13 protein-coding genes and 1 riboswitch are annotated in these 13991 nt (G+C 69.3%); of the genes, 4 read left to right on the top strand and 9 right to left on the bottom strand.

Annotated features, from left to right (window positions below):
* Positions 1-39: 39 nt before the first annotated feature.
* The gene (locus tag GIY23_RS07110; RefSeq protein WP_228717586.1) at positions 40-630 is read left to right on the top strand and encodes a hypothetical protein; all 591 of its coding nucleotides are present in this window, start codon (positions 40-42) and stop codon (positions 628-630) included.
* On the opposite strand, the gene GIY23_RS07115 is transcribed toward GIY23_RS07110, so the two are convergent.
* The 7 genes from GIY23_RS07115 to GIY23_RS07145 form a co-directional block, all read right to left on the bottom strand.
* The gene (locus tag GIY23_RS07115; protein WP_154075925.1) at positions 631-1191 is read right to left on the bottom strand and encodes a dihydrofolate reductase family protein; all 561 of its coding nucleotides are present in this window, start codon (positions 1189-1191) and stop codon (positions 631-633) included.
* 316 nt (positions 1192-1507) lie between these two features.
* Positions 1508-2944, bottom strand: coding sequence for an acyl-CoA carboxylase subunit beta (locus GIY23_RS07120; protein ID WP_154075926.1), 1437 nt, complete (start codon positions 2942-2944; stop codon positions 1508-1510).
* A gap of 42 nt (positions 2945-2986) precedes the next feature.
* Entirely contained in the window at positions 2987-4234 is a 1248-nt protein-coding gene (locus GIY23_RS07125) for a beta-ketoacyl-[acyl-carrier-protein] synthase family protein (protein ID WP_154075927.1), read from the bottom strand.
* Entirely contained in the window at positions 4231-4470 is a 240-nt protein-coding gene (locus tag GIY23_RS07130) for an acyl carrier protein (RefSeq protein ID WP_154075928.1), read from the bottom strand. Before GIY23_RS07130 ends, GIY23_RS07125 begins: the two co-directional genes overlap by 4 nt.
* A gap of 72 nt (positions 4471-4542) precedes the next feature.
* Positions 4543-5508: a beta-ketoacyl-ACP synthase III gene (locus GIY23_RS07135; RefSeq protein ID WP_154078675.1), complete on the bottom strand. Its 966-nt coding sequence runs from the start codon at positions 5506-5508 to the stop codon at positions 4543-4545.
* 14 nt (positions 5509-5522) lie between these two features.
* Complete coding sequence (locus tag GIY23_RS07140) at positions 5523-6464, bottom strand: ACP S-malonyltransferase (RefSeq protein ID WP_154075929.1); 942 nt, start codon at positions 6462-6464, stop codon at positions 5523-5525.
* 203 nt (positions 6465-6667) lie between these two features.
* Entirely contained in the window at positions 6668-7882 is a 1215-nt protein-coding gene (locus GIY23_RS07145; protein WP_187352054.1) for a PucR family transcriptional regulator, read from the bottom strand.
* A gap of 247 nt (positions 7883-8129) precedes the next feature.
* Here GIY23_RS07145 and GIY23_RS07150 point away from each other — a divergent pair, with 247 nt between their 5' ends.
* Together GIY23_RS07150 and GIY23_RS07155 are read left to right on the top strand one after the other, a co-directional pair.
* Entirely contained in the window at positions 8130-8876 is a 747-nt protein-coding gene (locus GIY23_RS07150) for a mechanosensitive ion channel family protein (RefSeq protein ID WP_228717587.1), read from the top strand.
* Between the two features lie 109 nt (positions 8877-8985).
* A complete protein-coding gene (locus tag GIY23_RS07155; RefSeq protein ID WP_228717588.1) occupies positions 8986-9555 on the top strand; it encodes a peptidoglycan recognition protein family protein in 570 nt (189 codons plus the stop codon).
* 20 nt (positions 9556-9575) lie between these two features.
* On the opposite strand, the gene GIY23_RS07160 is transcribed toward GIY23_RS07155, so the two are convergent.
* A complete protein-coding gene (locus tag GIY23_RS07160; RefSeq protein WP_154075931.1) occupies positions 9576-9803 on the bottom strand; it encodes a DUF3263 domain-containing protein in 228 nt (75 codons plus the stop codon).
* Between the two features lie 159 nt (positions 9804-9962).
* Positions 9963-10095, top strand: a riboswitch (FMN riboswitch).
* Positions 10096-10197: 102 nt separating this feature from the next.
* Here GIY23_RS07160 and GIY23_RS07165 point away from each other — a divergent pair.
* Positions 10198-10842, top strand: a complete 645-nt coding sequence (locus GIY23_RS07165; RefSeq protein ID WP_154075932.1) for a nicotinamide mononucleotide transporter family protein — start codon at positions 10198-10200, stop codon at positions 10840-10842.
* A 219-nt stretch (positions 10843-11061) separates the two neighbouring features.
* On the opposite strand, the gene aceE is transcribed toward GIY23_RS07165, so the two are convergent.
* Complete coding sequence (gene aceE, locus GIY23_RS07170; protein ID WP_154075933.1) at positions 11062-13923, bottom strand: pyruvate dehydrogenase (acetyl-transferring), homodimeric type; 2862 nt, start codon at positions 13921-13923, stop codon at positions 11062-11064.
* Positions 13924-13991: the final 68 nt, after the last annotated feature.

A 13991-nucleotide genomic window follows, 5' to 3' on the forward strand; every position in this document is an offset into this window, starting at 1 on the left:
TCCCCACCGCGGCGGGTACCGATGTGGGAAACTCGCACGGTGCCGTCGAGTTCCGCTCCGCGCCGTGGGCGCCTCTGGCCGTGGGCCGTGCCGGTGACGCTCGTGGTTCTCGTGGCCGCCGTCGGCGGCGGTCTCAGCGCTCGTGCACTCTACGGCGAGTCCGGGGCAGAACCTTCGGAGCCGAACTCCACGACGAGTGCTCCCGCGACGCAGGGTCGCCCGGGACCCGCGGTGGTCGAGTTGGCGCCGGGCGCGGCCGAGCATCCGGACCACCGCACGGTCCGGTCGATGCTGCAGATCCTGTTCTACTCGATCAACGCGAATCGTTACGACCAGTGGCGGACGACGGTCGTCGAGGAACGGCAACGCACCATGCCCGAGGACGAGTGGCGCGACGCCTACGGCTCGACCCGGGACGGCAGCATCCTGGTGCACACGATCCGGCCGGGACCGGACGATTCGGTCCGGGTGCTGTTGTCGTTCACCAGCGTCCAGGATCCTGCCGACGCGCCGTCCGAGATGCCGGTCGACTGTCTCCGGTGGCACGTGGTGTACCCGCTGGTGAAGGACTCGGGCGGGCTCCGCCTCGACACCAACCTGCCCGGCAGCTCCCAGTACAGCCCGTGCTGATCAGCTCGGGGTGATCCCGTAGCACAGGTACACGGTGCCGGTGTCGAAGCGGCGTTCGTCCGTCAGGTTGAGCCGGAGCCGCACACCGTCGGGCAGCGCGCGGGTGCCGCCGCCGACGAGCACCGGGATGACGAACAGGCGGACCTCGTCAACGAGCCCGGCGTGGAAGGCGTGCGTGGCGAGACCGGGGCCGCTCACGCTCAGGTCGTGCGGTGCCAGTTCCTTGAGCTGGTGGACGGCGTCCGGGTTGAACTCCCGCTCCAGCTGGGTTCGGGCGGTGCTGGTCGCGTCCAGCGTCGTGGAGTAGACGATCTTGTCGGTCGCGTGCCAGAGCTCGGCGAAATCCTGCGTCTGAGCAGGATCGTCCGGGCCACCCATGGTCTCCCAGGCGAGCATGGTCTCGTACATGCGCCGGCCGAACAGGTGGGTGCCGATGGGGCGTTCGAGATCGTTGACGAACTCGTGCAGCTCGTCGTCCGGAACAGCCCAGTCGAAGTTGCCGTTCTCGTCGGCGATGTATCCGTCCAGCGACATGATCGCCGAGTAGATCAACTTCGCCATGTTCTCACCCCTCGTGCTCCGGCGTCCGTGACGCCGACACTCCCGCACATCGAAGCGTAGTGCTGGATTCAGGGAAGGTTCGGGCGACGAAACGACTCGCACACGGGTTGATCGCCGGCACGCGCCAGCGGACCCCGGGAAGGCGAAGGGGCCACCTCGTTCGGAACGAGGTGGCCCCTTCGGACGGGTCCTTGCAGACGGAGCTGTCGCCGTGTCGCGTCAGCGGCGGAGCCGCTGAGCGGGAACCCACACAACCGGACCACGGCGCTGAGGTTCCGCCACGCAACCACCAACGCAGATCAATCCGCGCCCCGGTCTAGAGCGGGATGTTGCCGTGCGAGCCGCAACCTGCGGGGGCAGCGGCCAGCGCCTCGGCGATGCGGCGGCGAGTCTCCTTCGGTTCGATGACCTCGTCGACCACGCCGATCGACATCGCGCGACCGACACCGCCTGCGACGCGTTCGTGCTCCTCGGTGAGCTTGTCGCGCAACGCCTCCCGTTCCTCGTCCGGCGCGGCGGCCAGCGCCTTGCGGTGCAGCACGTCGACGGCGGCCTTCGCGCCCATCACCGCGACTTCCGAGTCCGGCCAGGCGAACACCGTGGTGGCGCCGAGTGCGCGCGAGTTCATCGCGATGTACGCGCCGCCGTAGGACTTCCGGGTCACCAGCGTCACGCGGGGGACCACCGCCTCACCGAACGCGTGCAGCAGCTTCGCGCCGCGGCGCACGACACCGCCCCATTCCTGGCCGACCCCGGGCAGGTAACCCGGGACGTCGACCATCACCAGCAGCGGAACCCCGAACGAGTCGCACATCCGCACGAACCGGGCCGCCTTCTCCGCGGAGAGCGAATCCAGGCACCCGCCCTTGCGGATCGGGTTGTTCGCGATGACGCCGACGGTGCGGCCACCGAGCCTGCCCAACCCGACGACGACGTTCGGCGCCCACTTGCCCTGGATCTCCTCGAACACCGCCGAGCCGTCGTCGTCGGAATCCAGGATGCCCCGGATCACCGGCTTGACGTCGTAGGCCCGATTGGCCTTCTCCGGCAGCAGTGCGCCCAGGTCGTGCTCGTCTTGCACGGAGTGCAGGTCGAACAGGCCCGGCTTCGCGAACAGGCCGGTCAGTCGCCGCGCCCGCTGGTAGGCGTCGGGCTCGTCGTTGGCGACGACGTGCACGACACCGGACTTCGTGCCGTGCGCGTCCGCTCCGCCGAGCCCGTCCTGGTCGATCTGCTCGCCCGTGACGCTTTTGACCACGTCCGGGCCGGTGACGAACACCCGCCCGGCCGGAGCCATGATCACCACGTCCGTCAGCGCAGGCCCGTAGGCGGCACCACCCGCCGCCGGACCGACCACGACGGAGATCTGCGGCACCCGGCCGGAGGCGCGGACCATGGCCGCGAACATCTGGCCCATGCCGTCCAGCGACTCGACACCTTCCGGGATCCGCGCGCCACCGGAGTGCCACACCCCGATCACCGGGCAGCGTTCCCGCACCGCGGTGTCGATGGCGTCCACGATGTGCCCGCAGCCCTCGGAGCCCAACGCGCCACCCATCTTCGTGGCGTCGCTGCAGTAGACGATCACCTTGGCGCCGTCGATGCGGCCACGCACCGCGAACATGCCGCTGGCATCCCGAGGATGCAGCGCGACGACGGAACCGTCGTCGAGCAACTGCTCCAGGCGCAGCTGTGGGTCACGCGGATCCAGTTGCTGTTGTTCGGTCTGGGGACGCTCGACCAGTGCGGTCATCACATGCCTCCGGATGAGGACGGGCAGAAGGGGCGGGGCCGGTCAGGCCCGAGCGAAGGCGAGCGCGACGTTGTGCCCGCCGAATCCGAACGAGTCGTTCACGGCCGCGTTCAGCTCGATCTTGCGCGGCTCACCTGCCACCACGTCGAGTTCGACCTTCGGGTCGAGGCTCTCGAGGTTCGCGGTGGCGGGCACGACCCCGTGATGGATCGACAACACGGTGGCGATGCTTTCCACAGCGCCCGCGCCACCGACCAGGTGACCGAGCGCGCCCTTCGGGGCGGTGAGCACCGCGTGGTCGCCGATCGCCTTGCGCACCGCGGCGGCCTCGCCGACGTCGCCCACCACGGTGGACGTGGCGTGCGCGTTGACGTGACCGACGTCGGACGGAGTGAGGTCGGCGTTACGCAGGGCCGAGGTGATCGCGTTGATCTGGCCGATGCCGTCCGGGTGGTTGCCGGTGATGTGGTGGGCGTCGGAGGTGATCCCCGCCCCGGCCAGTCGCGCGTAGATCCGCGCACCGCGAGCCTCGGCGTGGTCGGCACGCTCCAGCACCAGCACCCCGGCGCCCTCACCCATGACGAACCCGTCGCGGTCGACGTCGAACGGACGCGACGCGCGCTGCGGTGCGTCGTTGCGGGTGCTCAACGTCCGCGACTGGGCGAACCCGGCCACCGTGATGGGGTGGATGCACGCCTCCGCGCCGCCGGCGACGACGACGTCGGCACGACCCGACTGGATCATCTGCAGACCGACGGCCAGGCCCTCCGCGCCCGACGCGCAGGCCGAGGCGGGCGAGTGCACGCCCGCGCGAGCCCACAGGTCGAGGCTCACGTGCGCGGCCGGACCGTTCGGCATGAGCATCGGCACCGTCAGCGGCGAGACCTTGCGCACCCCGCCGGACTCGAGCAGGTCGTCCTGCTCCAACAGCGTCAACGGCCCACCGATCCCGGTGCCGAGTGCGACCCCGAGGCGGTCCGGGTCCACGGACTGCGACTCCTCGGTGGGCTGCTCGTGCCCCGCGTCCGCCCACGCCTGGCGCGCGGCGACGAGGGCGATCTGTTCGCAGCGGTCCATCCGGCGCATCTGCACACGCGGCAGCAGCTCGCTCGGCTCGACCGCGAGCGAGGCGGCCATTCGGGCGGGCAGGTCGTACTGCTCGACCCAGTCCGCCTCGATGGGACGGACCCCGCTGCGGTTGTCCAGCAAACCGTCCCAGGTGGACGCGACGTCACCGCCGAGCGGTGTCGTCGCGCCCATCCCGGTGACGACGACGTCCACCGGCGTCATGCGTTCTTGGCGATGTAGTCCACCGCATCGCCGACGGTCTTGAGGTTGGCTAGCTCGTCGTCCGGGATCTTCACGCCGAACTTGTCCTCGGCCTGCACGGCGATCTCCACCATCGACAGCGAGTCGATGTCGAGGTCGTCGACGAACGACTTGTCGATGGTCACGTCGGCGGCGTCGACACCGGCGACCTCTTCGACGATGCTTGCCAGACCCTGGGTGATTTCCTCGTTGGACACGGTCCTCGGTTCCTTCCTGTTTCTCCTGCTGCCGCAGTGCGCCCGCGGCGGATGACGGCGGTGGTGTGCCGCCTAGGGGCAGATCACCACCTGGCCTGCGTAGGACAACCCCGCGCCGAAGCCGACCAGCAGCATCACGTCGCCGCTGGAGATTTCGCCCGCCGAGCGCATGTGGTCGATGGCCAGCGGAATGGAGGCCGCGGAGGTGTTGCCCGAGTAGACGATGTCACGGGCGATCACGAGGTCGTCGCGGGCTCCGTTGCTCTGGAGCTTCTTCGCGATCGCCTCGACGATGCGCAGGTTGGCCTGGTGGGCGACGAAGACGTCGATCTCGGAGAGCTTCAGCCCGGACAGCTCCACGGCGTGCATCGCGACCGGCGCGATCTTCGTGGTCGCCCACCGGAAGACCGACTGGCCCTCCTGGTAGATGTACTTGTTGTCACGCAGGTAGATGGTGTCGACGAGATCGCCCGCGCTGCCCAGCGCGGCCTTACCGATCTGGACCGACTCCGACGGTCCGACCACGGCGGCACCGGCGCCGTCGGCGAAAATGATGCAGTTCGCCCGGTCGTCCCAGTCCAGCCACTCCTGGAACCGTTCCGCGCCGATGACCAGAACACGCCGCGCGCTGCCGGTGAGCACGAGGTCGGATGCGGTGTTGAGCGCGTAGCAGAACCCGGCGCAGGCGGCGTTGACGTCGAAAGCACCGCCGGCCTTGATCCCGAGGCGGTCGGCGACCTGGGCCGCCGCGTTCGGGATCTGCCCGGGCATCGTGCAGGTGGCGATGATGACCTGGTCCACGTCGGACGGTGCCAGGCCCGCGTCGGCGAGGGCTTTCGCCCCGGCCTCGATCGCCATGGCCACCACGGTCTGGTCCTCGTCACCGAGCCGGCGGCTGACGATGCCGACGCGCTGCTGGATCCACTCGTCGTTGGTGTCGACTGTCTTCGCAATGTCGTCGTTGGTGACGATCCGGTTGCCCTGGGTGCTGCCGAAGCCGAGGATCCGCGTTCCGGCGGGTGCGCTGGGCAGACTCATCGTCGGTGCGGTGCTCACACGGTGCTCCCGGTCTCGCCGGCGGACTCGGCTAGCGTGTCGGCGACCTTGTCCAGATCGGCGGGCGTCTTCAGCGGGACGGTCGTGACACCCTTGATTTCGCGGCGCACCATGCCCGACAGGGTTCCGGCGGGGGGAAGTTCGACGAAGGTCCGCACGCCGCGGTCGGCGAGTGTGGCCATGCACGAGTCCCAGCGCACCGGCTTGGTCACCTGCTCGACCAGCCTGCTGAGCACCTCGGGGCCCTGCGAGACGAGGGAACCGTCCGCGTTGGAGAGCAGGGCCAGTGCCGGGTCGGCGGCCGCGACCTTGTCGGCGTGCTGCGCCAGCGCTTCCCGCGCGGGCGTCATGAAGCGGGTGTGGAAGGCCCCGGCGACCGGAAGAGGACGCACCCTGGCGCCCTCCGGCGGGTCCTCGGCGAGCTGGTCGAGCGACGCGACGGGTCCCGCCGCGACGATCTGACCGGCGCCGTTGCGGTTCGCCGGATCCAGGCCGAGCCGGTCGAGGTGCGCGACGACGGCGTCGGCGTCGCCGCCGAGCACGGCCGACATCCCCGTCGGCTCCAGCGCGCAGGCGGCGGCCATCTCACGGCCACGGACCGCGGCGAGGGCGACCGCGTCGTCGGCGGGCAGCACTCCGGCCACCGCAGCGGCGGCCAGCTCACCGACGGAATGCCCGGCGGCGACCGTGGACTCCGGCAGGTCGACACGGCGACCCAGCTCGTCGGCCGCCAGCAACGACAGCGCGACCACGAGCGGCTGAGTGACGGCGGTGTCCTTGATCTCGTCCGCGTCGGCGGTGGTGCCCAGACGCACGAGGTCGAGCCCGCTCGCGTCGGACCACCTCGCGAGACGCTCGTCGGCACCGTCGAGTTCGAGCCAGGGGGAGAGCATGCCGGGTGTCTGGGCACCCTGGCCGGGAGCGAGTAGGGCGATCACAGACTCCACTGAACACCCGGGACGGGTCTTCGGGTGATGTCGACGGACACAGAACTCGACCGCGCAACGTTGTGGAGTGTCTACAACGACATCAGGCCACAGGCCTGGTTGAAACGTGAATCGTTGTTGCCTGTGACCCCAGCATGACAGGTCGGTGCACGTCAGCAGATGGTCGGCTCACCCGACGTTCATCTCGGTGGTCGTCACCACAGGCCGCGGGCCTTGGCGAGTCTCCCGACCGCGACCGCCACCCGCAGCACGTGCGCGTCGCGGGCGTTGGAGGGGGTCCGTCCGGTCAACTCGGCGATCCGGCGCAGCCGGTACCGCACCGTGTTCGGATGCACGAACAGCTGCCGCGCGCAGTTCTCCAACACCCCGCCGACCTCCAGGTAGGTGTCGAGGGTCTCCGAGAGCGCACCGCCCGCGTCGACCAGTGGCATCACCACGGACTCGACCAGCTCCCGTTCCGCTTCGGGGTCTCCGGCGAGGGAGCGTTCCGGAAGCAGGTCCGAGGTCTGTACCGGGCGCGGCGCCGTCGGCCAGCCCGGCACCGCGCGCAGGCCGGACAGCGCGTCCGAGGCGGAGCGGTGCGCCTCCGCCAGGCTCGAGACCGTCGGGCCGACCACGACGGGGCCGTCACCGAAGGCCTCGGCGATGAGCGGAGCGGGGTCCTGGCTGCTGCGTTCTTCCGTGGAGGCCCCGAACACCACGACCAGGCGCGCTCCCTGGACGCCGAGCAGCGCGGCTCGGCCGGCTCGCGCCGCACGGCTGCGCACGGTGTAGACGACGGCCGGTTGGTCGTCGGTCGGGGCGTTGCCGACCATCACCGTTGCCTCCGACGACGGTTCCCAGCCCAGTGCGGCGGCTCGGGACAGCAAGGACTCTTCCGGATCGCCGCGCACGATGCCGTCGACCACCAGTGCTTCCAGTCGCGCGTCCCACGCACCGCGCGCCTCGGCGGCGGCCGCGTAGGAGGTCGCGGCGGCGAAGGCGATCTCGCGGGTGTAGCGCAGGATGGCCTCGGTCAGCAGGGTGCGCTCTTCCTCGCAGGCGGCCATCTCGGGGAGCTGGTGTTCGAAGACGTCGATGGCCGAGCGCACCATCTCGACGGTCTGCCGCAGGCTCACCCACTTCGACAGGTCCTTCGGCGCGGCCCGGAACGCCTCCGTGGTGAGCCGGATGGACTCGGTCGGGTCCTGCAGCCACGCGACGAAATTCGACACGCCGGTCTGCGTCACGAGCAGCACGTTCGCGCGCTGGTCGGCGGGCAGTCGTTGGAACCACGGGTTGTCCCGCTCGATCGCGGTGACGCTCGCGGTGGCCAGACCGCCGGAGGCGCGTTCGAGCCGGCGCAGCGTTGTCGCGGACACCTCGCGCTGCCCGAGACCGGCCCGCTCGGCGGCGCGTTCAGAGTTCATGCCGCCCAGACTCGCACGCGCGGGCGGCGTGCGGGCTGTGCCGGTGTTCGGAGCCACTCGTCATCGGGCCGTGCCGGCCGGGGGCGTAAAGGGGGGCCGGGCATGGGACGGATGCGGCTGGCCGTGCATCACAGTCACACAAAGATCCGTGTTACGTCACTCTTTTGGGTGATCTGTCCGGTTGCCGGGTCGAGGAGCGCGGGAAATGATCTCGCTCAGCAATCACTCCGCACGTAGGGAGAAACTCGTGGGAGCTCTCCAACAGGGACTGACCCAGGCGCTGACCGCAGTCGCCACATTCGTCCCGAAACTCCTCATGTTCCTGATTCTGCTGCTCATCGGCTGGCTGGTGGCCAAGGCGGTGTCGAAGGCAGTGGAACTGCTGTTCAAGAAACTGAACTTTTCTCGTCTTGTCGAGAAGTCCGGCATGGGAAGTCTGACGCAGGGAACGCAGTTCGACGTGGGCGGCTTGCTCGTCAAACTCGTCTACTACTTCATTCTGCTGATCTTCCTGCAGCTCGCGCTCGGAGTATTCGGGCCGAACGCGGTCAGCGACCTGATCAGTCAGGTGGTCGCGTACCTGCCGCGGATCCTCGTCGCCGTCGTGCTGGTGCTCGTCGCCGCCGCGATCGGCCGCGCGGTCGCCGACATCGTGCGCAGCTCGCTGGGCGACCGTCCCGTCGGGCCGCTACTCGCCAACATCGTGTTCGGCTTCATCGTGGCGCTGGGCATCATCGCCGCGCTGAACCAGATGGGCATCGGCCTCACCGTGACCACCCCGGTCCTGGTGACCATCCTCGCCACCGTCGGCGGCGTCATCGTCGTCGGTGTCGGCGGCGGCCTCATCCGGCCGATGCAGGAACGGTGGGGCCGGTGGCTGACCGACATGGAGGGGCAGTTCAGCAACTCCCGCTCGGGTGGCGCCCCGACCGGTCAGCATTCCGCCGGTGGGAGCACGCAAGGCGCCGAAGGCTCCAAGGGGCCTCAGCAGTGAGCTCCACCGTCGGCTCTGACTGAGCTCGATCGACCCACGCGGTTGGCCGTCGTCGGACGGTCCGTGCCGAGTCACGATGGATCTTCGACGGAGGCAGGGGTGATCGGTCATGGACTTCCCGTTGATCTGGTTGAACGGTGTGTTGCGCGACGCCGGGCTGGCCGTGGTGGAAACCGAAGGCTGGCAGGAACGTGCCGCGACGTCCGGGCCGCCTCCGGAGCCGTTCGGCGTGCTCGAACACCACACCGCGAGCTACGCGTCCTACGACGACCCCGCGCCGAGCGTGCAGCTGTGCATCGAAGGCCGCCCCGACCTGGCCGGGCCGCTGTGTCAGGCGGTGATCGGCTACGACGGCGTCGTGCACCTCGTCGCGGCAGGACGCGCGAACCACGCCGGGCAGGCACTGGCCTCCGGCCCCAACCCGGGCGGTGACGGCAACGTCCTCTACGTCGGCTTCGAATGGGACTACCAGGGGGTCGAACAGGGGCCGAGTCCGGAACAGTACGACGCGGGCGTGCGTGCCACCGCCGCGGTGCTCTCCCACCTCGGCAGACCGCCCCACGCCGCACGCGGCCACAAGGAAACCAGTACCACCGGGAAGATCGACCCGGGACACGTCGACATGGACCAGTTCAGGGGCGCACTCGCCGAGACCGGGCAGCGGGACCTTCGCCGCTGATCCAGCGTTCGTCGCGGGGTTCAGGGTGCGTTGCGGCGAACCTGCCGGGTGGCGCGCAACCGGCGCAGCTGGCGGACCAGTCCCGGTTGCTCGGCCAGCGCCGAAGGCTCGTCCAGCAATCGGTTCAACCGCTGGTAATAGCGAGTAGGGGAGAGCCCGAAACGTTCCTGGATGACGCGCTCCTTGTTGCCGGGCTGGTGCCACCATTGGCGCGCGAACTCGAGGATCGCGTGATCGGTGTCGTTCACCTGAAGGCCCCTCCCGGTCAGCCGTCGCTTGCTCGGCGGCCGAGATCGATCTTACCGAGATCCGCACGAGTGTTCGACGGCCCCCGGTTTGTGATCTGCCCCACGAGCGACCCGTTCGCCGCTCGGTGAGGCGCACACTCTGGGGCGGAGTACGTGTTCGTGCGCTCCGGGGCTCGGTGCAATTCCGAACCGGCGGTGACAGTCCGCGAACCGGTGCCCGCTTCGAGCGGGACCGGCCGACCCGGTGAGATTCCGGGACCGACGGTGACAGTCCGGATGGGAGGTAGCGCACGGGTGGCGGCTCGACCGCCGTGCGCACCACGCCCGGCGCGTTCTTGCGCACCCGTCCGCCGTGTCCCTCCCCGGTTACCACGACCGAGGATGAGGAGCAGGCGTGCAGATCGGGCAATGGCTACTCGACAACGGGCCGACGGTGCTCGGCCAACAGATCTCGTGGGCCGAACTGGTCGGCCAAATCTGTGCGTTGGCCGTCGTGTTCCTCGCGCAACGCCGCACGATCGCGACATGGCCGGTGAACGTGGCCGCGACGGGCTTGCTGTTCCTCGTCTACACCAGCGCGCACCTCGGCGGCATGGCCACACGACAGGTCGTGATCCTGCTCATCTCGTTCTACGGCTGGTGGGCGTGGTCCCGGCGCCGTGACGCGGTGCACGGAGTCGCGGTGCGTGCCGCGTCCTGGCAGGAGCGGTTCGTCCTACTCGGGCTGATGGTCGGCGCCACGTCCGCGTTCGCACTGGTCCTCACCGCGTTCGACGCCTCGTGGGCGCCGTGGCCGGACGCGTGGCTGTTCGTCGGTACCGCGCTCGCGTTCTGGGCGCAGGGCAGAGGCCTGGTCGAGTTCTGGCTGATCTGGCTGGCCGTCGACGCCGTCGGGATTCCGTTGCAGATCGCGTCCGGGCTGTACTTCAGTGCGGCGATCTACGGGGTGTTCGCGCTGCTGGTGATCCACGGGTGGTGGAGCTGGCACCGCACCGCCGTCCGCCAACGCGGCGAAGTGGCCGAGCCGGTCGCGGCGTAGTGGGTGCTCGGGTCGATCTGCGTGGATGCTTCCGTGGCGGAACCTCACCTCGCGGCTCGGCGGAGTGCACCCGACCGCAGATCCCCGACCCGCGCGACCACGGAGTGCTAGTGACGACGGGTGGCAGGCTCTCGTGAACCTGCCACCCGTCCGTCGTCTGGGAATCCCACCACCGCCAGACGCGAACTGGGCGGCTTACCCCAGTTCCGAGATGCCTACTCAGGCGTCGCCGGGGTCGGACAGTTGGGGGCCCGCCGCCTGTACGTCATCGAGACGGTAGTGCCGGACGGCTTCGACGACCTTCGACTGCTCGATCGCGCCGTTGCGGGCGAGCGCGGCGAGTGTGGCGACCACAGTGGACTCGGCGTCCACGAGGAATACGCGGCGCGCGGCCGGGCGGGTGTCGGAGAACCCGAAACCGTCGGCACCGAGGCTCATCATGTCGCCCGGAACCCACGAGCGGATGAGGTCGGGCACCGCTCGCATCCAGTCCGAGACCGCCACGACCGGGCCTTCGGCGTCCTCCAGCACCTGCGTCACGTACGGCACCTGCGGGGTGGCCGCCGGGTTGAGCAGGTTGTGACGGTCGCAGGCCTCGGCCTCTCGACGCAGTTGCGACCAGGACGTCGCCGACCACACGTCGGCCTGCACGCCCCAGTCCTCGGCGAGCAGCTCCTGTGCGCGCAACGCCGACGGCATCGCGACGCCGGACGTCAGGATCTGTGCCCGCGGTCCCGAACCGGACGCTTCCTGGTACAGGTACAGGCCGCGGAGCAGCCCGTCGACGTCGAGATTCTCCGGCTCCGCAGGCTGCTGGTACGGCTCGTTGTAGACCGTGAGGTAGTAGAAGACGTTCTCCGCGTCCTCGCCGTACATCCGTCGCAGGCCGTCCTGGACGATGTGGGCGACCTCGAAGGCCCACGCCGGGTCGTAGGAGACGACCGCCGGGTTGGTCGCCGCGAGCAGGAGTGAGTGCCCGTCGGCGTGCTGGAGGCCCTCACCGACGAGCGTCGTGCGCCCGGCGGTGGCACCGAGGACGAACCCGCGTGCCATCTGGTCGCCCGCGGCCCAGAGGAAGTCACCGGTGCGCTGGAACCCGAACATCGAGTAGAAGATGTAGACCGGGATCATCGGCTCGCCGTGGGTGGCGTAACTGGTGCCCGCCGCCGTGAACGAGGCGACCGAGCCGGCCTCGTTGATGCCCTCGTGCAGGATCTGGCCCTGCTCACTCTCGCGGTAGGCGAGCATCAGCTTGTGGTCGACCGGCGTGTAGGCCTGACCGAGCGGGTTGTAGATCTTCTGCGACGGGAACATCGAGTCCATCCCGAACGTCCGCGCCTCGTCGGGAATGATCGGCACGATGCGGGGCCCGATCTCCTTGTCCTTGGCGAGATCCTTGATGAGTCGGACGAACGCCATCGTGGTGGCGACCTCCTGCTTGCCGGACCCCCGCCGAATGACGTCGTAGACCTGGTCACCGGGCAGCACGAGCGGTTTGGCCTTGGTGCGCCGCTCCGGCAGGTTGCCGCCGAGTCGTTGCCTGCGCTCGCGCAGGTACTCCATCTCCGGCGCGTCGTCACCCGGGTGGTAGTACGGCGGCAGGTACGGGTCGCTGTCGAGCTGTTCGTCGGAGATCGGGATGCGCAGGCTGTCCCGGAACAGCTTGATGTCCTCCAGCGTCATCTTCTTCATCTGGTGCGTGGCGTTGCGGCCCTCGAACTGCGGCCCGAGGCCGTAGCCCTTGATCGTCTTCGCGAGGATCACGGTGGGCTGGCCGTTGTGTTCGGTGGCGGCCTTGTACGCCGCGTACACCTTGCGGTAGTCGTGTCCGCCGCGCCGCAGGCCCCAGATCTGGTCGTCGGTGAGGTCCTTGACCATGTCCTTGGTCCGTGGATCGCGCCCGAAAAAGTGTTCGCGGACGAAGGCACCGTCGTTGGCCTTGTACGTCTGGTAGTCGCCGTCCGGGGTGGTGTTCATCAGGTTCACCAGCGCGCCGTCGCGGTCGGCGTGCAGCAGAGCGTCCCACTCGCGGCCCCAGACGACCTTGATCACGTTCCAGCCCGCGCCGCGGAAGAACGCCTCCAGCTCCTGGACGATCTTGCCGTTGCCGCGCACCGGCCCGTCGAGTTGTTGCAGGTTGCAGTTGACGACGAAGGTGAGGTTGTCCAGCCCTTCGTTGGCGGCGACGTGCAGCAGCCCGCGCGATTCCGGCTCGTTCATCTCGCCGTCGCCGAGGAACGCCCACACCCGTTGCTGGGTGGTGTCCTTGATGCCCCGGTCCTGTAGGTAGCGGTTGAACCGCGCCTGGAAGATCGCGTTCATCGGGCCGATGCCCATCGAGACCGTGGGGAACTCCCAGAAGTCCGGCATCAGCCGCGGGTGCGGGTACGAGGGCAGCCCGCCGCCGGGCCCGTTGTGCGAGTACTCCTGGCGGAACCCGTCGAGCTGGCTCTCGCTGAGCCTGCCTTCGAGGTAGGCGCGCGCGTAGATACCGGGGGAGGCGTGGCCCTGGATGAACAGATGGTCCCCGCCGCCGGGGTGGTCCTTGCCCCGGAAGAACCAGTTGAAGCCGACCTCGTAGAGGCTCGCCGACGAGGCGAAGGACGAGATGTGCCCGCCGACGCCGATCCCCGGCCGTTGCGCACGGTGCACCATCATCGCGGCGTTCCACCGCATCCACGCGCGGTACCGGCGCTCGGCCTCCTCGTCACCGGGGAACCACTGTTCCAGTTCGGTGGGGATGGTGTTGACGTAGTCGGTGCTGGTCAGCGATGGCACGCCGACGCCGCCCTCGCTGGCTCGCTGGAGCAGCCGCAGCATGAGATAGCGGGCGCGCTGCTGCCCGCCGTCGGCCAGCAGGCCGTCGAAGGACTCCAGCCATTCCTCGGTCTCCTGCGGGTCGATGTCCGGCAGGTGGGACGCGAGTCCGTCCCGGATGACCCGCACACGCTGCGGAGCGGCGCCCGTGCCGCCGGTGTCGTTGTTGAGCGCGGACAAAGGGATCTCCTCGACGACGTCTCCTGAACGCTGACAGTCGGGGGAGCGCGTGCTGACGCGCGGTGTGCCCGCCGACACGTCCATCGTCCCTCATGCGGAGCACGGGTGCCCGTACCGGATCGGCTACTCGTCAGTACGTCTCTGGCCTGGCC

The organism is Allosaccharopolyspora coralli (assembly GCF_009664835.1).
Lineage (GTDB): Bacteria > Actinomycetota > Actinomycetes > Mycobacteriales > Pseudonocardiaceae > Allosaccharopolyspora > Allosaccharopolyspora coralli.

Bases quoted from the DNA above. Each gene is read 5' to 3' on its own strand.
- GIY23_RS07115 (WP_154075925.1), bottom strand. From the start codon at position 1,191: ATGGCGAAGTTGATCTACTCGGCGATCATGTCGCTGGACGGATACATC.
- GIY23_RS07120 (WP_154075926.1), bottom strand. From the start codon at position 2,944: ATGACCGCACTGGTCGAGCGTCCCCAGACCGAACAACAGCAACTGGAT.
- GIY23_RS07125 (WP_154075927.1), bottom strand. From the start codon at position 4,234: ATGACGCCGGTGGACGTCGTCGTCACCGGGATGGGCGCGACGACACCG.
- GIY23_RS07135 (WP_154078675.1), bottom strand. From the start codon at position 5,508: ATGAGTCTGCCCAGCGCACCCGCCGGAACGCGGATCCTCGGCTTCGGC.
- GIY23_RS07145 (WP_187352054.1), bottom strand. From the start codon at position 7,882: ATGAACTCTGAACGCGCCGCCGAGCGGGCCGGTCTCGGGCAGCGCGAG.
- GIY23_RS07155 (WP_228717588.1), top strand. From the start codon at position 8,986: ATGGACTTCCCGTTGATCTGGTTGAACGGTGTGTTGCGCGACGCCGGG.
- aceE (WP_154075933.1), bottom strand. From the start codon at position 13,923: ATGGACGTGTCGGCGGGCACACCGCGCGTCAGCACGCGCTCCCCCGAC.